Source organism: Streptomyces sp. S07_1.15, from assembly GCF_020739505.1.
GTDB classification, from domain to species: Bacteria; Actinomycetota; Actinomycetes; order Streptomycetales; family Streptomycetaceae; genus Streptomyces; species Streptomyces xinghaiensis.
This window is the reverse complement of the sequence record NZ_JAJBZK010000001.1, coordinates 1,878,557-1,903,866: the sequence shown is the minus strand read 5'-3', so window position 1 is coordinate 1,903,866 and position 25,310 is coordinate 1,878,557. Positions and strand designations below refer to the sequence as shown.

The window sequence follows — 25,310 nt, the reverse complement described above, 5'->3', positions numbered from 1 at the left end:
CCCACCGCCCGGCCGGAGGACCGCCGTCCCCGCCCCGGCCGGCGCCGGCCCCGCACCCCCTACTCGCGGCGAGGTGAGCCCCCATGTCCGCACCGTCCGCCCGTCCCTCCGTCTCCGAACGCGAAGCGCGCGAGGTGGCCGAGGCCGCCCGCGAACAGGAGTGGCGCAGCCCGAGCTTCGCCAAGGAGCTCTTCCTCGGCCGGTTCCGGCTGGACCTGCTCCACCCGGGCCCCGCCCCCGGCGCCGGAGACGAACGGCGCGGGGAGGCGTTCCTCGCCCGGCTCCGCGCGTTCCTCACCACCCGGGTCGACAGCGCCCTGATCGAACGCGAGGCGCGCATCCCCGACGACGTCATCCGCGGCCTCAAGGAGCTCGGCGCGCTCGGCATGAAGATCGACACCCGGTACGGCGGCCTCGGGCTCAGCCACGTGTACTACCACCGGGCCCTCGCCCTCACCGGCTCCGTCAGCCCCGCGATCGCCGCCCTGCTCTCCGCGCACCAGTCGATCGGCGTACCGCAGCCGCTGAAGATCTTCGGCACCGAGGAACAGAAGGACGCCTTCCTGCCGCGCTGCGCCCGCACCGACCTCTCCGCCTTCCTGCTCACCGAACCCGACGTCGGCTCCGACCCGGCCCGCCTGGCGACCACCGCCGTGCCCGACGGCGACGACTACCTTCTCGACGGGGTGAAGCTCTGGACCACCAACGGCGTCATCGCCGATCTGCTCGTCGTCATGGCCCGCGTACCGGCCGGGGACGGCCACCGGGGCGGCATCACCGCCTTCGTCGTGGAGGCCGCCTCGGAGGGCATCACCGTCGAACAGCGCAACGCCTTCATGGGACTCCGCGGGCTGGAGAACGGCGTCACCCGCTTCCACCGGGTCCGCGTCCCCGCGGCCCACCGCATCGGCGCGGAGGGCTCCGGCCTGCGGATCGCCCTCACCACCCTCAACACCGGCCGGCTCTCCCTCCCCGCCATCTGCGCCGGTGCCGGGAAATGGAGCCTCAAGATCGCCCGCGAGTGGTCGGCCGTCCGCGAGCAGTGGGGCCGGCCGGTCGGGCGGCACGAGGCCGTCGGAGCCAAGATCTCCTTCATCGCGGCCACCACCTTCGCCCTGGAGGCGATGGTCGAACTCGCCGGGCGGATGGCCGACGAGGGCCGCACGGACATCCGGATCGAGGCCGCGCTCGCCAAGCTCTACGGCAGCGAGATGGCCTGGCGCATCGCCGACGAACTCGTCCAGATCCGCGGCGGCCGCGGCTACGAGACCGCCGCCTCCCTCGCCGCCCGCGGCGAACGCGCCGTCCCCGCCGAGCAGATGCTGCGCGATCTGCGCATCAACCGGATCTTCGAGGGCTCGACGGAGATCATGCATCTGCTGATCGCCCGCGAGGCCGTGGACGCGCATCTGTCGGTGGCCGGCGACCTCATCGACCCGGACGTCCCCCTGCCGGGCAAGGCCCGCGCCGGTGCCCGGGCCGGCGGCTTCTACGCCCGCTGGCTGCCCGGACTTCTCACCGGCCCGGGCCAGCTGCCCCGCTCCTACCAGGAGTTCCACCCGGCGGGGCACCCGGATCTCGCCCGCCACCTGCGCTGGGCCGAACGTTCCTCCCGCCGGCTCGCCCGCGCCACCTTCTACGCCATGTCCCGGTGGCAGGGGCGGCTGGAGAGCCGGCAGTGCTTCCTCGGCCGGATCGTGGACATCGGCGCGGAACTGTTCGCCGTGAGCGCGGCCTGCGCCCGGGCGGAGCAGCTGCGCCGCGAGGACGGCCACGGCCGGGAGGCGTACCAGCTGGCCGACGCCTTCTGCCGGCAGGCGCGCCTCCGTACCGAGGAACTCTTCCGCCGGCTGTGGACCAACACCGACGACCCGGACCGCAAGGTCACCGCGGGTGTCCTGGGCGGGGTGTACACCTGGCTGGAGGAGGGCGTGCTCGATCCCAGCGGCGACGGGCCCTGGATCGCCGGCGCGGATCCGGGCCCCTCACGCCGGGAGAACGTCCACCGCACCATCCGCTGAACACCCGTTCCCCGCCGGGGCGTCAGCCCACGCCGGCGCCCCGGCCCGCCGGAGCACCGTCCGGCGGGGCCAGCGACATCAGCAGATCGACCAGGGCGAGCATCAGGTCCCGTCCCACCTCCGGCCGCCGCACGTCGCCCAGCAGCAGCGGGACCGCCGGGTCCAGGTCGAGGGCGTGCCGGACCTCCTCCTCCGTCCGGTCGCAGTGCCCGTGGAAGCAGTTGACGCCCACCACGAACGGGACGCCCCGGTTCTCGAAGAAGTCGATCGAGGCGAAACTCACCTCCAGCCGCCGGGTGTCGACCAGGACGATCGCCCCCAGCGCGCCGTTGACGAGGTCGTTCCACATGAACCAGAAGCGCTCCTGGCCCGGCGTGCCGAACAGATAGACCACCAGTTCGGCGCTGATGGTGATCCGGCCGAAGTCCAGCGCCACCGTGGTGGTGTTCTTGTCCGCCAGCCCCTCGATCACGTCGACCCCGGCGCTGGCCTGCGTCAGGTACTCCTCGGTCCGCACCGGGGCCACCTCGCTGACCGCTCCGACCAGTGTCGTCTTGCCCACCCCGAAGCCGCCGGCGACGAGGAACTTGACGGCCGCCGGAGCCGGCCGGTCACGCCCCGGTCCGGCTCCGTGGTCAGAGTTGTTCGAGCCCATCCCTCACCGCCTGCAGAAGAGTCGTGTTCAGTCCGGCTTGCGCGGCCGGCATCGGCGGCCGTGTCGTCACCCTGTCCTGCGCGATCAGATCCCCGATGAGGATCTTGGTCACGGAGACCGGCAGATCGAGCGCCGCCGCGATCTCCGCCACCGCGGCCGGCACCCGGCACTGCTCCAGAATGGCGCGGTGCTCGGGCTCCAGGCCGCGGGCGGGGGGCTGGTCCGGGTCCCTGGTGACGACCATGGTGATCAGCGTGAGGTCGTCCCGCTCCGGAACGGTGCGGCCGCGGGTGATCGTGTACGGCCGGACCAGGGCCCCGTCGGCGTCGTCCGGTTCCAGCCCGTCCGTCCAGTGGCTCAACCAGACCTACCTCCGTCGGCGGAGGAGGAGTCGCCGCGGGGCTCGGTGCCGAGTTTCCTGCCGACCTGCTGGACCAGGGTGTACATCGCGACCGACATGACCTCGGCGTCGACCTCCTGGGAGGCCACCACCGCGAGATGGGTGCCCTTGCCCGCGGAGATGATGAAGAGCCACAGGTCCGCCAGCTCCACGATGATCTGGCGCACCGCCCCGCCGCTGAAGAGCTCGTCGATGCCCCGGGCCAGGCTCTGCTGGCCGGTGGCCACGGCGGCCAGCCGTTCGGCGTCCGTCCGTTCGATGGTCCCGGACTGGCTGACGACCATGCCGTCGTCGGACAGGATGACGGCGTGCAGGGTCCCCGCCACCTGTTCCACCAGACCGTCGAGCAGCCAGTCGAGATCCCGGTCGGTTGCCGTGGTGCGCTGTGTCATTCTCGGTCTTCCCTTGCTGTTCCGCCGGGTTGGGGCGTGCTGACGTCGGCCGGGGGGATGTCCTGCTCGGAGGCCGGCCCGCGGGTGATACGGGACTGGCGCTGGAACGCGCCCACCGTCGCGCCGGAGCGCTCGGGTGCCGGATGCGCGTGGGGGGACGCGTCCTCGTCGGTGCCGGGCCGCCGCGGCGGATTCCGGAGTTCGGGGGTGAGGCTGGCCTGGCGGACCCGGCGGGGCAGCGGCCTTGTGCCGCCGCCGGCACCGTTCACGGCGGCGCCGTCCGCGCCGGTCCGGCCGTCCGGTGTGCGGCTCCCGCCGTCCTGTGTGCCGCTCCCGCCCCCGGCGACGGCCGCCGCGGCCTGTCCGCGGGAGCGGCGCGGCAGGTCCGCGGACGGCCCGGCCGGCGCGGCGGGCGGCCCGGCGGGCTCCCCGCGCTCCGCGGTCCCGCGGGCCGCGGGCAGGGGCTTCCCGGCCGCGGCGGCGGGGGCCCCGCCGCCGTCCGGGCCCGCAGCCGCGTCACCGCTCCCGCTCGCGCCCGCGTCCGCGCCGGCGTTGGGTTCCGGCGCGTCGGCGACCAGTTCGGCCGGGATCATGACGATCACCCGGGTGCCGCCGAACACGGACGGCCGGAACTCCAGCGTCAGCGCGAGCCCGGCCGCCAGCCGCGCCACCACGTACAGCCCCAGCCGGGCGTCGTCGGCCCGGGACATCATGTCCATCCGCGGCGGCTCGGCCATCATCGCGTTGAGCCGGTCGTACTCCTCCGGCTCCATGCCGAGCCCGCGGTCCTCGATCTCCACGACCAGGCCCCGGCCCACCAGGCCGGCCCGCGCCTCCACGGGGTTCGGCGGCTTGGAGAAGGCGGTGGCGTTCTCCATCAGCTCGGCCAGGATGTGCGCCACCGGGCCGACCGCGCGTTCGGACAGCCACGGCCTGCCCTGCACCTCGATCTGGATGCGGCGGTAGTCCTGCACCTCGCCCAGCGCGGACCGCAGCACGTCCAGCACCGGGACGGGCCTGCGCCAGCGCCGCTGCGGCTGGCCGCCGCCGAGGATGACGAGGTTCTCCTCGTAGCGGCGCAGCCGGGCCGCCAGGTGGTCGAGGTCGAACAGCCCTTCCAGCACCTCCGGGTCCTCGTGGCGGCGCTCCATCTCGTCGAGCTTCTTCAGCTGGAGGCCGATGAGCAGCTGGGTGCGGCGGGCGATGCGCTGGAGCAGCCGTTCGAAGCCGCGGTGCTGCTCGGTCTCCCGAACGGCGGTCTCGACGGCGCTGCGGCGGGCGAGGTTGAGGGCCTGGCCGAGCCGGCCCAGCTCGTCGTCGCCGTGCGGGACCTCCCGCACCTCCGCGTCGACGTCGATGTCCTCGCCGCGCTGGAGCCGCTCCACGACGGCCGGCAGCTCCGTCTCCAGCCGGGCCGCCTCGTCGCGCAGCCCGAGGATCCGCTGCCGCAGGGAGCCGGTGAGCCAGAGGGTGAGCGCGATGACGACGACGACCGCGCCCAGCCCGATGGCGCTGGCGGCCACCATGCGCACCATCAGGTCCCGCACCGAATCGGCGTTGGCCCGGTTGAAGTCGGCGGCCAGTCTGCCGGTCAGCTCCTGGAGCCGGGGCTGGAGCTCCTCCATGGCCTCCCGCCAGCGGCCGGCCTCGCGGGGCAGGTCCTCGGGCTCGGTGAGGGGAACCTGCAGCAGGGTCTGCTCCACCACGGTCTTGGTGTGCCAGGCGTCCATGAGCGTCGTGTCGTGGTGGAACGCGGCCTCGGCCTCGGGCAGCCGCGACGCGATGCGGTCCTCGAAGAGGTACTGCTGGGCGCCGATCCACTCGACGAGGTCGGAACGCTCCGTCTTGTCGAGGTGGCCCGCGGCCCAGCCGCGGGTGAGCACCGCGTCCTCGCGGGCGAGCGTCTCACCGGCCCACATGAGGTCGGTCAGCGGCTGAGCCCTGACGCTGACCGCGCCGTTGTCGGTGTTGCCCAGGGCGTCGGTGAACTTCAGAGCGCTGTCGATCATCAGGGTGAAGGACCCGAAGACCACGGGCTGGGTGCTGACCCGGTCGTCCACGTCCTCCCGGACCTCCGGGAGCACCCGGAGCTCGTCCCGGGCCCGGGCCAGGGCGTCGCGGAGCTCCCCGTGCAGGCCGGTGGTGCCGCTGCCGGTTCCGGAGCGGAAGGCCCGCACCGCCTTGTCGGTCCGCTCGCGCTGCTGCCTCAGGGCGGTGGGGGAGGTCTCGGGATCGGCCAGGATCTCGGCGGTCAGCCGCCGTTCCTCCCGGAGCGCGGCGGCCAGCTCCCCGGTCAGGGTGATGCCGCGTTCGGCCAGGGCGGCGTGACGGGCCTGCAGCCGCCAGTCCAGGGCGAGTTGAGTGGTGCTGACCCCCCAGAGGGCGGCCAGCGCCAGGCTGGGTATGAGGGCCAGCACGAGCAGAACCATGCGCAGTGAGCCCGGACGGCGTACGCGGTCCGCCCCCCGCCCCGGTCCCTCAGGCGTACGCGTGCGCAGTGCCATGTCACCCCAGCCAGAAATCACAACAGGTATCGCCGCAGGTGGGGGGCGGCGCGTGGTGGGGCCGATGCTAGTTGTGACCGCAAGGGGAAGGAATACGGCTGCACGAACCGTGTGCAGAAAGATCCGTTCCGTGGCCCCGGACGCGGCGGCGCCACGAATCCGCAGGCCGGAGAACGGAGTTGCGGAACCGCCCCGGAGGAGTGCCGGATCCGGACCCGGCCGCTCCGGGAGCGCGCGGGGAACCCGCCGGGGGCACCGGCGGGAGCACCGCCGGAAGGACGCCGCCCCCGGCCGCCCGCGCGTTCGGCGGGTGCGCCGTCCGGCGCCCGGAGCCGGTGCGGTGACAATGGGGGGATGACGGACTCCCTCGCCCACCCGCACCTGACCTTCCCGGCGGCCACCGCCGCCACCGGAGGCCCGCGGGACATCGTGATCCTCGGTTCCACCGGCTCGATCGGCACACAGGCCATCGACGTGGTGCAGCGCAACCCCGGACGCTTCCGGGTGACCGGCCTGTCGGCCGCCGGCGGCCGGGCCGGGCTCCTCGCGGAGCAGGCCCGCCTGCTGGACGTCGGCACCGTGGCCGTCGCCCGGAAGGGCGCGGTGCCGGCCGTGCGCGAGGCGCTGTCCGCCGCGTACGGCTCCGCGCGGCAGCCGGAGATCCTGGCCGGGCCCGACGCGGCGGCCGAGCTGGCGGCGAGCGACTGCCACACGGTGCTCAACGGCATCACGGGGTCCATCGGCCTGGCCCCGACCCTCGCGGCCCTGGAGGCCGGCCGGGTGCTGGCGCTGGCCAACAAGGAATCCCTGATCGTGGGCGGTCCGCTGGTCAGGGCGGTGGCCAAGCCCGGCCAGATCGTGCCGGTGGACTCCGAGCACTCCGCGCTCTTCCAGGCGCTGGCGGCCGGCAGCCGCTCCGAGGTGCGCAAGCTGGTCGTCACCGCCTCCGGCGGTCCGTTCCGCGGCCGGACGAAGCCGGAGCTGGCCGAGGTCACCCCCAAGCAGGCGCTGGCCCACCCCACCTGGAACATGGGCCCGGTGGTCACGATCAACTCCGCGACCCTCGTCAACAAGGGCCTGGAAGTCATCGAGGCGCATCTTCTCTACGACATTCCGTTCGAACGGATTGAGGTCGTCGTCCACCCGCAGTCGTATGTGCACTCGATGGTGGAATTCACAGACGGCTCAACGCTGCTCCAGGCCAGCCCCCCGGACATGCGGATGCCGATCGCGCTGGGGCTGGGCTGGCCGGAACGGGTGCCCGACGCCGCTCCCGGCTGCGACTGGACCAAGGCGTCGAGCTGGGAGTTCTTCCCGCTGGACAACGACGCCTTCCCCTCCGTGGGGCTGGCGCGGCACGTCGGCGGCCTCGGCGGCACGGCACCGGCCGTGTTCAACGCCGCCAACGAGGAGTGCGTGGACGCGTTCCTCGACGGCCGCCTCCCCTTCAATGGCATCGTGGAGACCGTCGCCGAGGTGGTGGCCGAACACGGCACCCCCGGGCGGGGAACCTCCCTCACCTTGGCCGACGTCCTGGAAGCGGAGAAGTGGGCGCGCGCCCGCGCCCGTGAGATGGCGGCGACGTCAGCATCGGAGGCCCGCGCATGACGACCCTGATGACGGTTCTCGGCATAGTCGTCTTCGTGATCGGGCTGCTGTTCTCGATCGCGTGGCACGAGCTGGGGCACCTGTCGACCGCCAAGCTGTTCGGTGTGCGTGTGCCGCAGTACATGGTCGGCTTCGGCCCGACCCTCTTCTCCCGGAAGAAGGGGGAGACGGAGTACGGGGTCAAGGCCATTCCGTTCGGCGGCTACATCCGCATGATCGGCATGTTCCCGCCCGGCGAGGACGGCAGGGTCACCACCCGCTCCACCTCGCCCTTCCGCACCATGATCGAGGACGCCCGGGAGGCCGCCTTCGAGGAGCTCCAGCCCGGTGACGAGAAGCGGCTCTTCTACACGCGCGCGCCGTGGAAGCGCGTGATCGTGATGTTCGCCGGCCCCTTCATGAACCTCGTGCTCGCCGTGGTGGTCTTCATGGGCGTGCTGATGGGCTTCGGCATCAACACCCAGACCACCACCGTCTCCACCGTCTCCGACTGCGTGATCTCGCAGAACGAGAACCGCGACACCTGCCGCAAGGGCGACCCGGCCTCGCCGGCCAAGGCGGCCGGGCTCCAGCCGGCCGACAGGATCGTCGCCTTCGACGGCGAGCGGATCGAGGAGTGGTCCGTCCTCCAGGAGCGCATCCGGGAGACCACCGGACCCGCCACCATCACCGTCGAGCGCGCCGGCGAGCTGAAGACCCTCGAGGCCGACCTGGTGGAGAACCGGCTGGTCAAGTACGACGACGACGGCCGCGTCATCCAGGGCGAGTACGTCACCGCGGGCTTCCTCGGCTTCAGCCCGGCCACCGGCGTCGTCCAGCAGACCTTCGGCCAGTCGGTCGAGCGCATGGGCGACATGCTCACCAATGGTGTGGAGGCGCTGATCGCCCTGCCCTCGAAGATTCCCGCGCTCTGGGACGCCACCTTCGGCGACGCCGAGCGGGAACCGGACTCCCCGATGGGCGTCGTCGGCGCCGCCCGCGTCGGCGGCGAGGTGTTCAACCTCGACATCCCGCCGCAGCAGCAGGTCGCGACCATGCTCTTCCTCGTCGCGGGCTTCAACCTGTCGCTCTTCCTCTTCAACATGCTGCCGCTGCTGCCGCTCGACGGCGGCCACATCGCGGGAGCGCTGTGGGAGTCGGTGCGGCGGCACACGGCCCGGCTCTTCCGGCGCCCGGACCCGGGCCCCTTCGACGTCGCCAAGCTGATGCCGGTCGCCTATGTGGTCGCCGGGATCTTCATCTGCTTCACCCTGCTGGTCCTCATGGCCGACCTGGTCAACCCCGTCCGGATCTCCTGACGGGCCGCCCCGCGCGGACCCGCGGACGGCCGGGGGCACCCCCTCCCGGCCGTCCCCCGTCCGCGCGCCGCGCGGGAGGCCGCGGCGGCCGCATCCCCGCGCGTGCCGTAATCTCGGACCCGGAGCCCGCCTGTCTCCCGGGCCAGAAGCCATACGTTGGGGTTGCACGCAGATGACTGCGATTTCGCTGGGAATGCCGTCCGTTCCGATCAAACTGGCGGACCGCCGGGTGAGCCGGCAGATCCACGTCGGCTCGGTGCCGGTCGGCGGTGACGCGCCGGTGTCGGTGCAGTCGATGACGACGACCGTGACGGCGGACATCGGCGCCACTCTGCAGCAGATCGCCGAGCTGACGGCGTCCGGCTGCCAGATCGTCCGGGTCGCCTGCCCCTCGCAGGACGACGCCGAGGCGCTGCCCGTGATCGCCAGGAAGTCCCAGATCCCGGTGATCGCCGACATCCACTTCCAGCCCAAGTACGTCTTCGCGGCGATCGACGCGGGCTGCGCGGCGGTCCGGGTGAATCCGGGCAACATCCGCCAGTTCGACGACAAGGTCAAGGAGATCGCCAAGGCGGCCTCCGACGCGGGCACGCCGATCCGCATCGGCGTGAACGCCGGTTCGCTGGACAAGCGGCTGCTGGCCAAGTACGGCAAGGCCACCCCGGAGGCGCTGGTCGAGTCGGCGCTCTGGGAGTGCTCCCTCTTCGAGGAGCACGGCTTCCGCGACATCAAGATCTCGGTCAAGCACAACGACCCGGTCGTCATGATCAACGCCTACCGCCAGCTCGCGGCCCAGTGCGACTACCCGCTGCACCTGGGTGTCACCGAGGCCGGCCCCGCCTTCCAGGGCACCATCAAGTCCGCGGTCGCCTTCGGCGCGCTGCTGAGCGAGGGCATCGGCGACACCATCCGGGTCTCGCTCTCCGCGCCGCCGGTCGAGGAGATCAAGGTCGGCAACCAGATCCTGGAGTCCCTCGGACTGCGGCAGCGCGGGCTGGAGATCGTCTCCTGCCCCTCCTGCGGCCGGGCCCAGGTGGACGTCTACAAGCTGGCGGAGGAGGTCACCGCCGGTCTGGAGGGCATGGAGGTCCCGCTCCGCGTCGCCGTGATGGGCTGCGTGGTGAACGGCCCCGGCGAGGCCCGCGAGGCGGACCTCGGCGTGGCGTCCGGCAACGGCAAGGGCCAGATCTTCGTCAAGGGCGAGGTCATCAAGACGGTGCCCGAATCGAAGATCGTGGAGACCCTGATCGACGAGGCCATGAAGATCGCCGAGCAGATGGAGAAGGACGGCATCGCCTCCGGCGAGCCCGTCGTCACCGCCGCCGGCTGACCCCCCCCGCGGAACAACCGCAGCACTCGCAACACGCGCAGCCCCGGGACGGCCGCAGCACCCGTACACCGGACATCCGCCCGTGCCCCCGCCGGACCCCCGGCGGGGGCACCGGCCGTCGCGGATTCCGGTTTTCCCGGGCGGCCGGAGTTTGGAAGCCGGTGCCGCGGCCCAGACGGAGGACAGGACCCGGGAAGACCCTCCCCCGGTCCGGACCGGCGCGGCCGCACCGGTCCGGACCCGGCACCCCGCGGCCGCCGTCCGCCCGTTCACCGGGCACACCGGGTGGCCCGGGAACGGGGGAGGTACAGTGCGGCTGGGGGCCAGGGCCCGTCCCGAGGACGGGACAGACGGACCCCGGGGCGTGACGCCCACCCCGGCGCACCAGGGGTCGCCCCGGAACGACGCAGCAGCAGACGGTGAGGCCCCGACACGTGTTGACCCAGACGACCACCAGGGTCCTCGGCCCCGGTGATCTCGACGCCACCCTCGCGGTGCTCGACCGCGACCCGGTCACCAACGCCTTCGTCGCCGCACGGGTCCAGGCCGCCGGCCTCGACCCCTGGCGGCTCGGCGGCGAGATGTGGGGCTGGTACGCCGACGGCCGCCTGGAATCCCTCGCCTACGCCGGCGCCAACCTCGTCCCCGTGGAGGCCGGTCCCGAGGCCGTCCGCGCCTTCGCCGAACGCGCCCGCCGCGCCGGCCGCCGCTGCTCCTCGATCGTCGGCCCCGCCGAGGCCACCGCCCTGCTCTGGTCGCTGCTGGAGCCGAGCTGGGGCCCCGCCCGGGAGGTCCGCCCCTGCCAGCCCCTGATGGTCGCCTCCGCGGTGCCCCCGGACATCGCCCCCGACCCGTACGTCCGGCGGGTCCGCAAGGACGAGATGGACATCGTCATGCCCGCCTGTGTGGCGATGTTCACCGAGGAGGTCGGCGTCTCCCCGCTCGCCGGCGACGGCGGGCTGCTCTACCAGGCCCGGGTCGCCGAACTGGTCTCCGCCGGCCGCTCCTTCGCCCGGATCGAGGACGGCCGGGTGGTCTTCAAGGCCGAGATCGGCGCGGCCACCGACCGGGCCTGCCAGATCCAGGGCGTCTGGGTGGCCCCGGAGTTCCGCGGCCGCCGGCTCTCCGAGACCGGTATGGCCGCCGTGCTGCGCTACGCCCTCGCCGACATCGCGCCGCTCGCCAGCCTCTACGTCAACGACTTCAACACCGCGGCCCGCGCGGCCTACCGGCGCGTCGGCTTCCGGGAGACCGGCGCGTTCATGAGCGTGCTCTTTTGAGTAGTCTCGCCGCCATGGATGACGTCGTGGTCGGCCCGCTCGACCTGATCGCGCGGGTGGACGACGCGCTGGCCGTGCAAGCCCTCGCCTTCGGGCTCACCGACGAGGAGGTCGGCGTACGGCGGCACATCGTCCAGCGCCACATGACCAGCCGCGGCGCCCGCGCGCTGGGCGCCACCGCCCCGGACGGCCGCCTCGTCGGCTTCGCCTATGGGATGCCCAACGACCGCGGCCACTGGTGGTCCACGGTCGTCGAACCGTATCTGCGCCGTGAGGGCCGGGAGGCCTGGCTCGACGACGCCTTCGTCGTCACCGAACTGCACGTCCTCCCCGACCACCAGAAACGCGGCATCGGCCGCCGGCTGATCACCGTACTCACCGACGCCGCCACCGAGCCGCGGAGTCTCCTCTCGGCGATCGACACCGACAGCCCCGCCCGCGGCCTCTACCGCTCGCTGGGCTACCGGGACCTCGCCCGCCCCGTCTACTTCCCGAGCGCCCCCAGCCCGTACGCGGTGATGGGCGCCCCGCTGCCGCTGCACCGCTAGCGGCAGCGGCGGCGGGGCGCCCGCCGTCCTCGGCGGGCCCCGCTTTTCGGTAGCCTCCAGGGCAATCACTTATTCCACGCAGGAGAGAACCTCATGGTCCAGCGCATGTCCCGGATGATGCTCAAGACGCTGCGCGACGACCCGGCCGATGCCGAGACCCTCAGCCACAAGCTGCTGGTCCGCGCCGGGTACGTCCGCCGTGCGTCCGCCGGAATCTGGACCTGGCTGCCGCTGGGCAAGAAGGTCCTGGAGAACGTCTCGCGGGTCGTCCGCGAGGAGATGGACGCCATCGGCGCCCAGGAGGTGCTGCTCCCCGCCCTGCTGCCCAAGGAGCCGTACGAGACCAGCGGCCGCTGGGAGGAGTACGGGGACCTGCTGTTCCGGCTGAAGGACCGCAAGGGCGGCGAGTACCTCCTCGGCCCCACCCACGAGGAGATCTTCACCCTCACCGTCAAGGACCAGTGCACGTCCTACAAGGACCTGCCCGTCGTGCTCTACCAGATCCAGACCAAGTACCGGGACGAGGCGCGCCCCCGCTCCGGCGTGCTGCGCGGCCGCGAGTTCCTGATGAAGGACTCGTACTCCTTCGACACCGACGACGAGGGCCTGGCCGAGGCGTACCGGCTGCACCGCGAGGCGTACACCCGGATCTTCGAGCGCATCGGCCTGGACTACCGCATCGTCTCCGCCGTCTCCGGCGCCATGGGCGGCTCGGCCTCGGAGGAGTTCCTCGCCCCGGCCGCCGCCGGCGAGGACACCTTCGTCGACTGTCCGGCCTGCGACTACGCGGCCAACACCGAGGCCGTCACCACCGTGGTGCCCCCGGTGGAGCCCGCGGACCACCCGGCCGTCGAGGAGCTGGACACCCCCGACACCCCCACCATCGAGACCCTCGCCGAGTTCCTGGGCGTGCCCGCCTCCGCCACCCTCAAGAACCTGCTCGTCAAGGTGGACGGCAAGATCACGGCCGTCGGTGTCCCCGGCGACCGCGAGGTGGACCTCGGCAAGCTCGGCGAGCACCTGGCCCCGGCCGTCGTGGAGCTGGTGACGGCCGAGGACTTCACCGACCGCCCCGACCTGGTCCGCGGCTACGTCGGCCCGCAGTCCATGGCCGGCAGCGCCTTCCGCTACCTCGCGGACCCCCGCGTGGCCGCGAACACCAGCTGGATCACCGGCGCCAACAAGGAGGGCACCCACGCCCGCAACGTCGTCTGCGGCCGCGACTTCGAGGTGGACGAGTACCTCGACGTGGTCGTCGTCGAGCCCGGCGACCCCTGCCCCAAGTGCGGTGCCGGCCTGCAGATCGACCGGGCCATCGAGATCGGCCACATCTTCCAGCTCGGCCGCAAGTACGCCGACGCCTTCCAGCTGGACGTCCTCGGCCGCGAGGGCAAGCCGGTCCGGGTCACCATGGGCTCCTACGGCATCGGCGTCTCCCGCGCCGTGGCCGCTCTCGCCGAGCAGACCGCCGACGACAAGGGCCTGTGCTGGCCCGCCGAGATCGCCCCGGCCGACGTCCACATCGTCGCCGCCGGCAAGGCCAAGCAGACCGAACTGGCCCTGGAGGTCGCCGAGAAGCTGCACTCCGCCGGGGTGCGGGTGCTCGTGGACGACCGCGCGGGCGTCTCCCCGGGCGTGAAGTTCACCGACGCCGAGCTGATCGGCGTGCCGGTCATCCTGGTCGCGGGCCGCCGGGCCGGCGAGGGCGTGGTCGAGCTCAAGGACCGCCGCACGGGCGAGCGCGAGGAACTGACGGTCGACGAGGCCCTGGCCCGCCTCAGCGGCTGACCGCACCCCCAGGCGGCAGCACACTCGCCGCAGCGCACACCGCCGCGCCCCGGAGCCCGCGCTCCGGGGCGCGCCCCGGTCAGAGCCAGCCGGCGAACTCCAGCAGGAGGGCGCCCTGCCGGTGGCCGCGGGCCAGGGCCGGCAGGCCGTCCGCCACCGCGCGGAAGACCGTCCAGCCGCGCAGCCGGTCCCGGTCGACCTCCAGGGAATCCGCCAGCCTGCCCAGCCTCCGGCGGGCGGCGGCCGCTCCGCCCGGAGCGGCCACCAGGTCCTCCAGCCGGTCCCGGACGGGCAGGGCCAGATCGTAGGCGCGCTCGCCCACCAGCGGGTCGGGGCCGACCGCCAGCCACGGGGCGCGTTCGCCCGCCAGGACCTTGCCCTCCCGGAACCGGCCGTGCAGCAGCAGCCGCTCCGGTTCGGTGGCCGTCAGCTCCGCGCGGGCCGCCAGCGCCTGTTCGGCGAGCGGCCGGACGTCGGCCGCCGAGGGCTCGTCCGCCGCCGTGCTCAGCAGCTCCGCCGCCCGCGCGGTGCGGTCCGCCACCGAGGGATACGGATACCCGCCGCCCGGCTCCGTCCACAGCCGCCGTACCGTGCCCGCCGCCTCCAGCAGGGCCTTGGCCTCGGGGAGCGAGCTGAGCGACACCTCGCCGTGCAGCCGCTCCAGGAGCAGGGCACCGGCGTCGTCGTCCGCGTCCAGCAGCCGTACGGCGCCGAAGCCGTCCCAGTGCGCCAGCGCCGCGCGCTGCGCCGCGACATCCGTGCCGGGGGCCACCAGCTTCAGAGCGGCCCGGCCGCCGTCGGCGCGCCGCACCAGCACCAGCAGGCTGCTGCGGCCGCCGGGCTCCTGTACCCGCTCGGGGGTCAGCTCCCAGCGCCGCAGGGCGTCCCGGGCGAGCCCCGGCAGGTCCTCCAGCCACTTGCGGCCGGTGCCCTCGGCGCCCGTCTCCTCCAGTGCCCGTGCCAGACGCGGCGGCGGTCCGAGCGGAGCGCCCTCCTCGGGCCGTGCTGCGGAAGCCATGCCCGGTCCGTCCCCTTCCGTCGCCGTCGCCGTCGTCGTCGTCACCATCGCCGTCGTTTCACCGCGTACAGTGCCGCCGGCCGCACGGGCGCGGCGGTCAGAGCTCGCTCGCGTCACCGCTCGCCGGTCCGTCGCCCGTCGCACCGCCCGTGGGTCCGGCCGGCGCCGAGCGCTCGGCGAGACCAGGGAAGGCTACGCTGCCGCCCCGCCACCGCACCGCCCGGACCGCCGCCTCCCGCAGCGCGCCCGCCGCCTCCCGGCGCAGCCCGCCCTCGGAGGCCCGGACGAGATCGGCGTAGACGGCCGCCACCCGGTCCTCCAGCTCGGCGGCCAGCCGCACCGCCGCGGCCGCGTCCGGCACCGGGAAGGGCAGCGCGTAGGCGGCGGCGGACGCCTCCGGCTCACCGCCCAGGTCGCGGACCGTGCGGTGCAGCGCGTCACGGCGCGCGCGGTGGGCGTCGTGCCCCTCGCGTGCCTCCTTCCGCCGCTCCTCGCCGATCCGGCCGCCGACGACCCCGTAGCCGTAGACGGCGGCGTGCTCCGCGCGCAGGGCGTGCTGCGCGGCGCCGAGGACGCCCTCGGGCGGGGCATCGCCGTCGCGGGGTGCGGTCCGTGCGGTGGTCATGCGGCTCTGCCTTCCGGGAGGGGGCCCGGCAGCTCGCGGACCGGGGGACGGACGGGCGGGACATGTGCCGCGGGCCGTCCGGGAGCGCGGCCCCGCGCGTGGCCCGGCCTCAGCGCGGCTCCGTGGCGCACCCGCGTCATCAGGCGGCCTCGTTCAGCAGATAGGCGTGGGCCGCGCCGGACGCGGCGACCGAGGCGAGCAGCCGGGCCAGCTCCGGCTCCGCGCGGGAGAGGGCCGCGGTCCGGGCGTCGGCGGTGCGGCGCTCCGCCCCGGCCAGTGCCTTGAGGGCCTCGGCGGGCTTCTCCGGTACCTCCGGCGCCCGGGGCGCGTCCGGGTCCGGCGGGGCGTCCGGGGAGCGGGCCGGGGACGGCGCGGCCGGCGGTACGCCGGGGCCCTCGGGGCCCGGGCCGCCGGACCGGGGTGACGCCGAGGGAGAGGCGGAGCGGTCCCCGACCCCGAAGGCCGTGGCGTGCAGCGCGGTCTCCGCCCGCAGCGGAGCGAGGAGTTCCGCCAGCTCCGGGTGGCCGGCGGCGGTGGCGTCGTACCGCAGCAGCAGGTCCCGGGACTCCCGCGCGGACCGTTCGCGCAGCCGCCGGTCCGCCGCGTCCGGCTTGCCACCCTCCCCTGCCGCCCCGTCCCCCGAGCAGGCGGACAGCAGGAGGGCACCGGGCCCGGCGGCGAGGGCCCCGGCGAACAGACTCCTTCTGCGGGGCCCGGACAGGGCTCGCGACGGCGTGGTGGGCGGCACGGTCACATCCTGGGGTCGTGCGGGAAGCCGCGGTCGAGCTGGGGAGGGGCCGTGCGGAACGGGCGGGCGCACACGTCCTTGATCGGCCGTCTTGAGCGTACCCGCGTTCGGCTTCCGAATTGCCGACCGGTCGGGCGCGGCCCCACCGCGGCCCTCCGGGAGGCGGACACGGCACCCTCCGCGACCGGATACTCTGTGGTCTGACACGCGATCTCCAGACAACAGCACACGCGGCCGAGGAGTCACCCGGATGAGCACCACCCAGAGCGAGAGGCTGCGCGGACTGCTCGAACCGCTGGTCGCCGCGCGAGACCTGGATCTGGAAGAGATCGAGGTGACCCCCGTCGGCCGGATGCGGGTCCTCCGGATCGTCGTGGACTCCGACACCGGTGTGCTGCTGGACACCTGCGCGGAACTGAGCCGCGCGGTCTCCGAGAAACTCGACGAGACCGACGCCATGGGACAGGCGGCCTACCGCCTCGAGGTCACCTCTCCCGGTGCCGACCGCCCGCTGACCGAGCCGCGCCACTACCGCCGTGCCACGGGCCGGCTGATCAAGGCCCGGCTCACCGACGGGAGCGAGCTCACCGCCCGGATCCTCTCCACCGACGAGGACGGACTCGATCTCGAAGTGCCCGGGGTGAAGGGGCGCAAGCCCACCGCCCGGCGGCTCGCCTTCGGCGAGATCGACAGGGCACGCGTGGAGATCGAGTTCAATCGCAAGGCCGACGGGCGCGTCACCGCGGCCGGTGCGGACGAGAACCAGGAGGAGGCGTAGCCGTGGACATCGACATGAGTGCCCTGCGGGGTCTGGTGCGGGAGAAGGAGATCTCCTTCGACCTGCTGGTCGAGGCGATCGAGTCGGCCCTCCTCATCGCCTACCACCGCACCGAGGGAAGCCGCCGCCGCGCACGCGTCGAACTCGACCGCGAGAACGGGCATGTGACGGTCTGGGCGAAGGAGGACCCGGAGGACATCGACGAGGGCACCGAGCCGCGGGAGTTCGACGACACCCCCTCGGGCTTCGGCCGGATCGCGGCGACCACCGCCAAGCAGGTCATCCTGCAGCGGCTCCGGGACGCCGAGGAGGAGATCACCTTCGGCGAGTACGCGGGCCGTGAGGGCGATGTCGTCGCGGGCGTCGTGCAGCAGGGCAAGGACCCGAAGAACGTCCTGGTCGACATCGGCCGGCTGGAGGCGATCCTGCCGGTGCAGGAGCAGGTCCCGGGGGAGGACTACTCCCACGGCGCCCGGCTCCGCAGCTATGTCGTCCGGGTGGCCAAGGGGGTGCGCGGCCCGTCCGTGACGCTCTCGCGGACCCACCCCAACCTGGTGAAGAAGCTCTTCGCCATGGAGGTGCCGGAGATCGCGGACGGCTCGGTGGAGATCGCCGCCATCGCCCGCGAGGCCGGCCACCGCACCAAGATCGCTGTCCGGTCCACCCGCTCCGGGCTGAACGCCAAGGGCGCCTGCATCGGCCCGATGGGCGGCCGGGTCCGCGCCGTGATGGCGGAGCTGCAGGGCGAGAAGATCGACATCGTGGACTGGTCGGACGACCCGGCCGAGCTGGTGGCGCACGCGCTGTCGCCGGCCCGGGTCAGCAAGGTCGAGGTCGTGGACATGGCGGCGCGGTCCGCCCGCGTCACCGTCCCCGACTACCAGCTCTCCCTGGCCATCGGCAAGGAGGGCCAGAACGCCCGCCTCGCCGCTCGGCTCACGGGCTGGCGGATCGACATCCGCCCCGACACCGAGCGGCAGGACGGCCGGGAGGACTGAGCGGGGCCGCGGGCGTGCGGGGCCGCGCGCCGGGCCGTCGGCGGCCGGTCCCGGGGCCTGGCCACCGCCCCGGCCCGCGGTGCACGGCCGGGGGAACAGCGGACTACTGCGCCGTCCTTACCCTGGAAGGGGTGACGCCGACGCGGGGAGGTAGACTTGAGGACGTCTGGCCGGACGCATGCCCAGGCGTGCCCCGAGCGCACTTGCGTGGGCTGCCGTCGGCGTGCGGCCAAAGGCGATCTGCTGCGTATCGCGGTGGTCGGGGGCGAGTGCGTGCCCGATCCACGCGGTACGCTGCCCGGTCGGGGTGCGTACGTGCACCCCACCCAGGCCTGTCTCGACCCGGCGGTCCGCCGCCGGGCCTTTCCCCGGGCCTTCCGGGGCCCGGGACCGCTCGGCACCGACGCGGTGCGGGCGTTCCTCGAACGGCGGGCCGCACAGGCGCGACCGTAAGAGAACCGTGAGAGACAGGCACAACCGTAAGAGAACGGCACGGGAAACCGTGCGGTCAGGTACCTCGCGAGTCGGAAGTAGGTCGAGATTGCGATGAGCACTCGATGAGTACGCGATGAGTACGCCCATGAAGTAGCGACGGTCCGGCGGAACCCGGACCAGAAGGAGCGAAGTGGCAAAGGTCCGGGTATACGAACTCGCCAAGGAGTTCGGAGTCGAGAGCAAGGTCGTCATGGCCAAGCTCCAAGAACTTGGCGAATTCGTCCGTTCGGCGTCCTCCACGATCGAGGCGCCCGTTGTACGCAAACTGACCGACGCTTTCCAGCAGGGCAACGGCTCCGGCCGTGCCGCCGGCAAGCCCGCGGCGCCCCGCAAGGCGGCGCCCTCCAAGCCGTCCGCGCCCACCCCGCGCGCGGCCCGCCCGGCTGCCCCGCAGCCGGGTCCGAAGGCGGCTCCCGCCCCGGGTCCGCGGCCTCCGGCCGCCCCCGGCCCGAAGCCGTCCGCGGCGCCCGCCCCGGGCCCGCGTCCCGCGCCGGCCCCCAAGGCCCCGGCGCCGAAGCCCGCTCCGGCGGCCCCCGCGGCTCCGGAGTTCACCGCGCCCCCGTCGCCGGCACCCAAGCCCGCGTCCGCTCCCGGCCCGCGTCCGGCCCGTCCGGCCGCTCCCGGCCAGGGCCGCGACCAGGGTCAGGGCGGTCGTGACCAGGCGCCGCGTCCCGGTGCCCGTCCCGGCGGCGGCCAGGCCGGCCGTCCCGGCGGCCGCAGTGGCCCGCGTCCGGGCAACAACCCCTTCACCTCCGGCGGCAGCACGGGCATGGCCCGTCCGGCCCCGCGTCCCGGTGGCGCCCCGCGTCCCGGCGGCCAGGCCCCCGGCGGCGCCCCGCGTCCGCAGGGTGCCGGCGGCGGTCCCCGTCCGCAGGCTCCGGGCGGTGCCCGTCCCTCGCCGGGCGGTATGCCCCGTCCGCAGGGCGGCCAGGCCGGTGCGGGCGGTCCCCGTCCCGGCGGCGGCGCGCGCCCGAACCCCGGCATGATGCCGCAGCGTCCGGCCGCGGGCCCCCGCCCGGGTCCGGGCGGGCGCGGTCCGGGCGGTCCCGGTGGCGGCGGCCGTCCCGGCGGTGCCGGTCGTCCCGGCGGCGGTGGCGGCGGCTTCGCCGGCCGTCCCGGCGGTGGCGGCGGCGGTCGTCCCGGTGGCGGCGGCGGTTTCGCCGGCCGTCCCGGTGGTCCCGGCGGCTTCGGCGGCCGTCCCGGCTTCGGTGGCCGTCCGGGTGGTCCCGGCGGCCGTGGCGGAACGCAGGGCGCCTTCGGCCGTCCCGGCGGCCCGGCGCGGCGCGGCCGCAAGTCGAAGCGGCAGAGGCGCCAGGAGTACGAGGCCATGCAGGCCCCGTCGGTCGGCGGCGTGATGCTGCCGCGCGGCAACGGACAGACCGTCCGCCTGTCGCGTGGTGCCTCCCTCACCGACTTCGCGGAGAAGATCAACGCCAACCCGGCGTCGCTCGTCGCCGTGATGCTCAACCTCGGCGAGATGGTCACCGCCACGCAGTCGGTCTCGGACGAGACGCTGCAGCTGCTCGGTGACGAGATGAACTACACCGTCGAGATCGTCAGCCCGGAGGAGGAGGACCGCGAGCTTCTCGAGTCCTTCGACATCGAGTTCGGCGAGAACGAGGGCGGCGAGGAGATGCTCGTCGCGCGTCCGCCGGTGGTGACCGTCATGGGTCACGTCGACCACGGCAAGACCCGCCTGCTCGACGCGATCCGCAAGACGAACGTCATCGCGGGCGAGGCCGGCGGCATCACCCAGCACATCGGTGCCTACCAGGCCTCCACCGAGGTCAACGGTGAAGAGCGCAAGATCACCTTCATCGACACCCCGGGTCACGAGGCGTTCACCGCCATGCGTGCCCGTGGTGCCAAGTCCACCGACATCGCGATCCTCGTGGTCGCGGCGAACGACGGCGTGATGCCGCAGACGGTCGAGGCGCTGAACCACGCCAAGGCCGCCGAGGTGCCGATCGTGGTCGCGGTCAACAAGATCGACGTCGAGGGCGCGGACCCGGCGAAGGTGCGCGGTCAGCTGACCGAGTACGGCCTCGTGGCCGAGGAGTACGGCGGCGACACCATGTTCGTCGACATCTCCGCCAAGCAGGGCCTGCACATCGAGGACCTGCTGGAGGCCGTCGTCCTCACTGCGGACGCCGCGCTCGACCTGCGCGCCAACGCGGAGCAGTCGGCGCAGGGCATCGCGATCGAGGCGCACCTCGACCGCGGCCGCGGCGCCGTGGCCACCGTGCTCGTCCAGCGCGGCACCCTGCGGGTCGGCGACACGATGGTGGTCGGCGACGCGTACGGCCGTGTCCGGGCGATGCACGACGACACGGGCAAGACGATCGAGGAAGCGGGTCCGTCGACCCCCGTCCTGGTCCTGGGTCTCACCAACGTCCCGGGCGCCGGCGACAACTTCCTCGTCGTCGACGAGGACCGCACGGCCCGCCAGATCGCCGAGAAGCGCGCGGCGCGCGAGCGCAACGCGGCCTTCGCCAAGCGCACCCGCCGGGTGTCCCTCGAGGACCTCGACAAGGTGCTCAAGGCCGGCGAGGTGCAGCAGCTCAACCTCATCATCAAGGGCGACGCGTCCGGTTCGGTGGAGGCTCTCGAGTCCTCGCTGCTCCAGCTCGACGTCGGCGAAGAGGTCGACCTGCGCATCCTGCACCGCGGTGTGGGTGCGGTCACCGAGACCGACATCGACCTGGCGACCGGCTCCGACGCCATCGTCATCGGCTTCAACGTGCGCGCCGAGGGGCGTGCCACGCAGATGGCCGAGCGCGAGGGCGTGGACGTCCGGTACTACTCGGTGATCTACCAGGTCATCGAGGAGATCGAGGCGGCCCTGAAGGGCATGCTGAAGCCCGAGTACGAAGAGGTCGAGCTCGGTACGGCGGAGATCCGCGAGGTCTTCCGCTCCTCCAAGCTCGGCAACATCGCGGGTGTCCTGGTCCGCTCCGGCGAGGTGCGCCGCAACACCAAGGCGCGTCTCATCCGGGACGGCAAGGTCATCGCGGAGAGCCTCACCATCGCGGGGCTCCGCCGCTTCAAGGACGATGTCACCGAGATCCGTGAGGGCTTCGAGGGCGGTATCAACCTCGGCAGCTACAACGACATCAAGGTCGACGACGTCATCGCGACGTACGAGATGCGGGAGAAGCCGCGCGGCTGATCCCCACGGCGGAACCGGGGCCGGTCGGCGGAGGGAAATCTCCGTCGATCGGCCCCGGCCGTTGCGTGTACGGTTCTTCTGTCCCCCGCCGCCCCGCCGGCGGCCGGGGCGGTGACCACACCCGAGGCCCCGCAGGTGGCGTGACCTGTACTCCATGTATGTAGGGACGCTGTCCTTCGATCTGCTCCTGGGCGATGTGCGATCGCTCAAGGAGAAACGCTCCGTCGTCCGCCCGATCGTCGCCGAGCTGCAGCGCAAGTACGCCGTCAGCGTCGCGGAGACCGGCGACCAGGATCTGCACCGCCGGGCCAGGATCGGTTTGGCGGCCGTCTCCGGGGACACGGGGCACCTCACGGAGGTACTGGACCGGTGCGAGCGCCTCGTCGCCGCCCGGCCTGAGGTGGAGCTGCTGTCGGTGCGGCGGCGGTTCCACGGCGAGGACGACGACTGAGCGCGTCGTGACGCGCCGACGGGGGCGGCGACGCAGCCGCCGAAGCAAGATGCCGGAAGACAAGAAGGAGACGGACCGATGGCCGACAACGCGCGGGCCCGCAAGCTGGCCGATCGCATCCAGGTCGTGGTCGCGGAGACCCTGGACCGCCGTATCAAGGATCCGCGACTGGGGTTCGTCACGATCACGGACGCCCGGGTCACCGGCGACCTGCGGGAGGCCACGGTCTTCTACACGGTCTACGGCGACGACGAGGAGCGCGCGGCCTCCGCGGCGGCGCTGGAGAGCGCCAAGGGCGTGCTCCGCTCCGAGGTGGGCCGGCAGACCGGTGTGCGCTACACGCCGAGCCTGACCTTCGTGCCGGACGCCCTGCCGGACAACGCCCGCACCATCGACGACCTGCTCGCCCGGGCCCGCGCCCGGGACGAGGAGGTGCGTGAGTCCGCCACGGGCGCCGACTACGCGGGCGGGCCGGACCCGTACCGCAAGCCGGGTGAGGAGTTCGAGGACGACGACCTCGGCGAGGAGGAGCCCGGCGGCGCGGCCGGGCGCGAGAACGGCGGCGAGGGCGCTCCGCGGGCATGACGGACAAGGACACCGGGGGGCGTGGAGCGCGGCGCGCCCCCCGTATCGCGGCAGCGGACGGCCTGGTCGTCGTGGACAAGCCGGCCGGGCACACCTCGCACGACGTCGTGGCCCGGCTGCGCGGCATGGCCCGCACCCGCCGGGTCGGGCACGCCGGAACGCTCGACCCGATGGCCACCGGCGTGCTGCTCATCGGCATCGGCCGGGCCACCCGGCTGCTCGGCCATCTGGCGCTGACCGACAAGGAGTACACCGCCACCGTCCGGCTCGGCCAGACGACCGTGACGGATGACGCGGAGGGCGAGGTCACCGCCTCGGCGGGCACCGCCGGCCTGCCGCCCGGCGCCACGGAGGCGGCGGGGGAGGGCCGGGCCGCCCTCGAAGCCGCCGTCGCCCGCCTGACCGGCGACATCCTGCAGGTGCCGTCCAAGGTCAGCGCGATCAAGGTGGACGGCAAGCGCTCCTACAAGCGGGCGCGGGAGGGCGAGGAGTTCGAACTGGCGGCCCGCCCCGTCAGCGTGCCGGTCTTCACCGTACGCACCGTCCGGGCGGCCGTCGCGGACGACGGCACGGCCGTGCTGGACGCTGACGTCACCGTGGTCTGCTCCTCCGGCACCTATGTGCGCGCCCTCGCCCGCGACCTCGGCGCGGCCCTGGGCACCGGCGGCCACCTCACGGCTCTGCGGCGCACCCGCGTCGGCCCGTACGGGCTGGACGCCGCGCACACCCTGGAGGAGCTCCAGACGGCGGTGGACGCGGCCGGAGAAGCGGTCAACGGCCTGCCGGTGATGCCGCTCGCCGAGGCCGCGGCGGCGGCCTTCCCGCGCTGGGACGCGGACGAGAAGCAGGCCCGGCTGCTGTCGAACGGCGTCCGCCTGGACGCCCCCGGCCTCGCCGAGGGCCGCCCGACGGCCGTCTTCGGCCCGGACGGGCGTTTCCTGGCCCTGGTGGAGGGCGCGCGGGGCAAGGCGAGGAGCCTGGCCGTCTTCGCCTGACGCGGACGGCCGGCGCGGACGGTGACGCCCGCGGGACGGCGGCCCGGACGGTGACGCCCGCGGGGACGCGGCGCGGGCGGCGGCGGTCGCGGGCGGCGACGGTGACGGCTGCGGAGGTGCCGCCGCGGACGGTGACCCGGACGGTGGCGCGGTTCGGGGCGCTCGCGGTGGCGCACGGCGCCCTCCTCGCCACCCCTCCTCGCCGCCCCGGCTCGCGGGCCGGCGGACCGGGGACGGCCCACCGTGGAGCGGGCGGCGCGATGGCTGCGCGCCCGCCCGATCCACGGTCCCCCTCCCGGCTGATCTCTGTCCACGGCACCCGGACCGCTCACCCGCGCGGGGAGGCACTTGGAGTGAACCGGGGGAGTGCGAGGGGCGCGTTCACCGGGCGGGCGGCCCGGGCGCCCGGAACCGGCCCGCCCCCGCTCCCGGTGCCGATGGCGGGCACGGTCACCCGGCATGGCAGTCTTGGACCCGCGGATACCGCCAGGTACCGCGGACGCCGTTCACACGACGGCACACACCACGGGTTCACACATTCGGGCGAGGAGCGGTCACAGTGCAGCGCTGGCGTGGTCTGGAGGAGATCCCCGAGGACTGGGGGCGCAGCGTCGTCACCATCGGCTCCTACGACGGCGTGCACCGGGGGCACCAGCTGATCATCGGGCGGGCGGTGGAGCGCGCCCGCGAGCTGGGCGTCCCGGCGGTCGTCGTCACCTTCGACCCGCACCCCAGCGAGGTCGTCCGGCCGGGCAGCCACCCGCCGCTGCTGGCACCGCACCACCGGCGCGCCGAACTGATGGCCGGGCTGGGCGTGGACGCCGTCCTGGTGCTCTCCTTCACCAAGGAGTTCTCCCAGCTCTCGCCCGCCGACTTCGTGGTGAAGGTCCTCGTGGACCGGCTGCACGCGAAGGCGGTCGTGGAGGGGCCCAACTTCCGGTTCGGCCACCGCGCCGCCGGTGACGTGGCCCTCCTCACCGAGCTCGGCGGGGACTACGACTTCGGGGTCGAGGTCGTCGATCTGTACGTCAGCGGCGAGGCGGGCGGCGGCGAGCCGTTCTCCTCCACCCTCACCCGGCGGCTCATCGCCGAGGGCGACGTGGCCGGTGCCGCCGAGATCCTCGGCCGCCCGCACCGGGTGGAGGGCGTGGTCGTCCGGGGGGCGCAGCGCGGCCGCGAACTGGGCTATCCCACCGCGAACGTGGAGACGCTGCCGCACACCGCCGTCCCGGCCGACGGCGTCTACGCGGGCTGGCTGGAGGCGGACGGGGAGTCGATGCCCGCGGCGATCTCGGTCGGCACCAATCCGCAGTTCGACGGCACCGAGCGGACCGTCGAGGCCTACGCCATCGACCGGGTCGGGCTGGATCTGTACGGCCTGCACGTGGCGGTGGAGTTCCTCGTCCGGCTCCGGGGCCAGCGGCGGTTCGAGACGATCGAGGCGCTGAAGGAGGGCATCGCGGAGGACGTCGAACGCTCCCGGGCCCTGGTCGCCGGGGAGCGGGACGGCACGGACGACGGTGCGGACGACGGTGCGGAGGGCCCCGCCGCCGGCCGTTCCTGAGGAGCCGCCGGCCCCCGGGCGCGGAAGGCCGCGGCATGGAGGTACCCGTGACGCCCGGAT

Annotated in this window: 22 protein-coding genes; 15 read left to right on the top strand and 7 right to left on the bottom strand. The window is 73.9% G+C overall.

All coding sequences use genetic code 11. The features are described 5' to 3' along the window. Positions 1 to 83 precede the first annotated feature (83 nt). On the top strand, positions 84 to 2,021 hold the full coding sequence (locus LIX60_RS08000) for an acyl-CoA dehydrogenase family protein (protein WP_227957844.1): 1,938 nt from the start codon (positions 84 to 86) through the stop codon (positions 2,019 to 2,021). Positions 2,022 to 2,043: 22 nt separating this feature from the next. Here the strand turns inward: LIX60_RS08000 and LIX60_RS07995 are convergent, their stop codons facing one another. Genes LIX60_RS07995 through LIX60_RS07980 form a run of 4 tightly spaced genes read right to left on the bottom strand, consistent with a single transcriptional unit; the run spans position 2,044 to position 5,897 of the window. Then, the gene (locus tag LIX60_RS07995; RefSeq protein ID WP_227957843.1) at positions 2,044 to 2,676 is read right to left on the bottom strand and encodes an ATP/GTP-binding protein; all 633 of its coding nucleotides are present in this window, start codon (positions 2,674 to 2,676) and stop codon (positions 2,044 to 2,046) included. Beyond that, the gene (locus tag LIX60_RS07990) at positions 2,657 to 3,037 is read right to left on the bottom strand and encodes a DUF742 domain-containing protein (RefSeq protein WP_374117826.1); all 381 of its coding nucleotides are present in this window, start codon (positions 3,035 to 3,037) and stop codon (positions 2,657 to 2,659) included. Before LIX60_RS07990 ends, LIX60_RS07995 begins: the two co-directional genes overlap by 20 nt. After that, positions 3,034 to 3,468, bottom strand: a complete 435-nt coding sequence (locus LIX60_RS07985) for a roadblock/LC7 domain-containing protein (protein WP_227957842.1) — start codon at positions 3,466 to 3,468, stop codon at positions 3,034 to 3,036. Before LIX60_RS07985 ends, LIX60_RS07990 begins: the two co-directional genes overlap by 4 nt. Next, entirely contained in the window at positions 3,465 to 5,897 is a 2,433-nt protein-coding gene (locus tag LIX60_RS07980) for a nitrate- and nitrite sensing domain-containing protein (RefSeq protein WP_227957841.1), read from the bottom strand. The genes LIX60_RS07985 and LIX60_RS07980 overlap by 4 nt, the downstream gene beginning before the upstream one ends. 429 nt (positions 5,898 to 6,326) lie before the next feature. Between LIX60_RS07980 and dxr the strand changes: the two genes are divergently transcribed. The 6 genes from dxr (at position 6,327) to LIX60_RS07950 (ending at position 13,824) form a co-directional block, all read left to right on the top strand. Next, a complete protein-coding gene (dxr, locus tag LIX60_RS07975; RefSeq protein WP_227957840.1) occupies positions 6,327 to 7,580 on the top strand; it encodes a 1-deoxy-D-xylulose-5-phosphate reductoisomerase in 1,254 nt (417 codons plus the stop codon). Then, positions 7,577 to 8,878 (top strand): RIP metalloprotease, encoded by a 1,302-nt coding sequence (locus LIX60_RS07970; protein WP_227957839.1) that lies wholly within the window; start codon positions 7,577 to 7,579, stop codon positions 8,876 to 8,878. Before dxr ends, LIX60_RS07970 begins: the two co-directional genes overlap by 4 nt. A 172-nt stretch (positions 8,879 to 9,050) precedes the next feature. After that, positions 9,051 to 10,208, top strand: coding sequence for a flavodoxin-dependent (E)-4-hydroxy-3-methylbut-2-enyl-diphosphate synthase (ispG, locus tag LIX60_RS07965; protein WP_078650271.1), 1,158 nt, complete (start codon positions 9,051 to 9,053; stop codon positions 10,206 to 10,208). A gap of 434 nt (positions 10,209 to 10,642) precedes the next feature. After that, entirely contained in the window at positions 10,643 to 11,488 is an 846-nt protein-coding gene (locus LIX60_RS07960; protein ID WP_227957838.1) for a GNAT family N-acetyltransferase, read from the top strand. A gap of 14 nt (positions 11,489 to 11,502) precedes the next feature. Further along, the gene (locus tag LIX60_RS07955; RefSeq protein WP_227957837.1) at positions 11,503 to 12,036 is read left to right on the top strand and encodes a GNAT family N-acetyltransferase; all 534 of its coding nucleotides are present in this window, start codon (positions 11,503 to 11,505) and stop codon (positions 12,034 to 12,036) included. Positions 12,037 to 12,129: 93 nt separating this feature from the next. Continuing rightward, complete coding sequence (locus LIX60_RS07950) at positions 12,130 to 13,824, top strand: proline--tRNA ligase (protein ID WP_227957836.1); 1,695 nt, start codon at positions 12,130 to 12,132, stop codon at positions 13,822 to 13,824. A gap of 79 nt (positions 13,825 to 13,903) precedes the next feature. Here the strand turns inward: LIX60_RS07950 and LIX60_RS07945 are convergent, their stop codons facing one another. The 3 genes from LIX60_RS07945 to LIX60_RS07935 form a co-directional block, all read right to left on the bottom strand. Continuing rightward, positions 13,904 to 14,842: an aminoglycoside phosphotransferase family protein gene (locus LIX60_RS07945; protein ID WP_227957835.1), complete on the bottom strand. Its 939-nt coding sequence runs from the start codon at positions 14,840 to 14,842 to the stop codon at positions 13,904 to 13,906. A 97-nt stretch (positions 14,843 to 14,939) separates the two neighbouring features. Then, complete coding sequence (locus tag LIX60_RS07940) at positions 14,940 to 15,467, bottom strand: ferritin-like domain-containing protein (protein WP_227957834.1); 528 nt, start codon at positions 15,465 to 15,467, stop codon at positions 14,940 to 14,942. A gap of 139 nt (positions 15,468 to 15,606) precedes the next feature. Then, on the bottom strand, positions 15,607 to 16,215 hold the full coding sequence (locus LIX60_RS07935) for a hypothetical protein (protein WP_227957833.1): 609 nt from the start codon (positions 16,213 to 16,215) through the stop codon (positions 15,607 to 15,609). A gap of 250 nt (positions 16,216 to 16,465) precedes the next feature. On the opposite strand from LIX60_RS07935, the gene rimP reads away from it, so the two are divergent. The 8 genes from rimP to LIX60_RS07895 all read left to right on the top strand — a co-directional run bounded on the left by rimP (position 16,466) and on the right by LIX60_RS07895 (position 25,250). Further along, complete coding sequence (gene rimP / locus LIX60_RS07930; RefSeq protein WP_227957832.1) at positions 16,466 to 16,993, top strand: ribosome maturation factor RimP; 528 nt, start codon at positions 16,466 to 16,468, stop codon at positions 16,991 to 16,993. A gap of 2 nt (positions 16,994 to 16,995) precedes the next feature. After that, complete coding sequence (gene nusA / locus LIX60_RS07925; RefSeq protein ID WP_227957831.1) at positions 16,996 to 17,991, top strand: transcription termination factor NusA; 996 nt, start codon at positions 16,996 to 16,998, stop codon at positions 17,989 to 17,991. A gap of 156 nt (positions 17,992 to 18,147) precedes the next feature. Beyond that, the gene (locus LIX60_RS07920; RefSeq protein ID WP_227957830.1) at positions 18,148 to 18,444 is read left to right on the top strand and encodes a YlxR family protein; all 297 of its coding nucleotides are present in this window, start codon (positions 18,148 to 18,150) and stop codon (positions 18,442 to 18,444) included. A gap of 172 nt (positions 18,445 to 18,616) precedes the next feature. Then, complete coding sequence (infB, locus tag LIX60_RS07915) at positions 18,617 to 21,655, top strand: translation initiation factor IF-2 (RefSeq protein ID WP_227957829.1); 3,039 nt, start codon at positions 18,617 to 18,619, stop codon at positions 21,653 to 21,655. Between the two features lie 154 nt (positions 21,656 to 21,809). Next, on the top strand, positions 21,810 to 22,106 hold the full coding sequence (locus LIX60_RS07910; protein WP_227957828.1) for a DUF503 domain-containing protein: 297 nt from the start codon (positions 21,810 to 21,812) through the stop codon (positions 22,104 to 22,106). A gap of 78 nt (positions 22,107 to 22,184) precedes the next feature. Next, a complete protein-coding gene (gene rbfA / locus LIX60_RS07905; protein WP_227957827.1) occupies positions 22,185 to 22,691 on the top strand; it encodes a 30S ribosome-binding factor RbfA in 507 nt (168 codons plus the stop codon). Beyond that, positions 22,688 to 23,686, top strand: a complete 999-nt coding sequence (truB, locus tag LIX60_RS07900) for a tRNA pseudouridine(55) synthase TruB (protein ID WP_227957826.1) — start codon at positions 22,688 to 22,690, stop codon at positions 23,684 to 23,686. The genes rbfA and truB overlap by 4 nt, the downstream gene beginning before the upstream one ends. A gap of 559 nt (positions 23,687 to 24,245) precedes the next feature. Continuing rightward, complete coding sequence (locus LIX60_RS07895) at positions 24,246 to 25,250, top strand: bifunctional riboflavin kinase/FAD synthetase (protein ID WP_227957825.1); 1,005 nt, start codon at positions 24,246 to 24,248, stop codon at positions 25,248 to 25,250. Positions 25,251 to 25,310 lie beyond the last annotated feature (60 nt).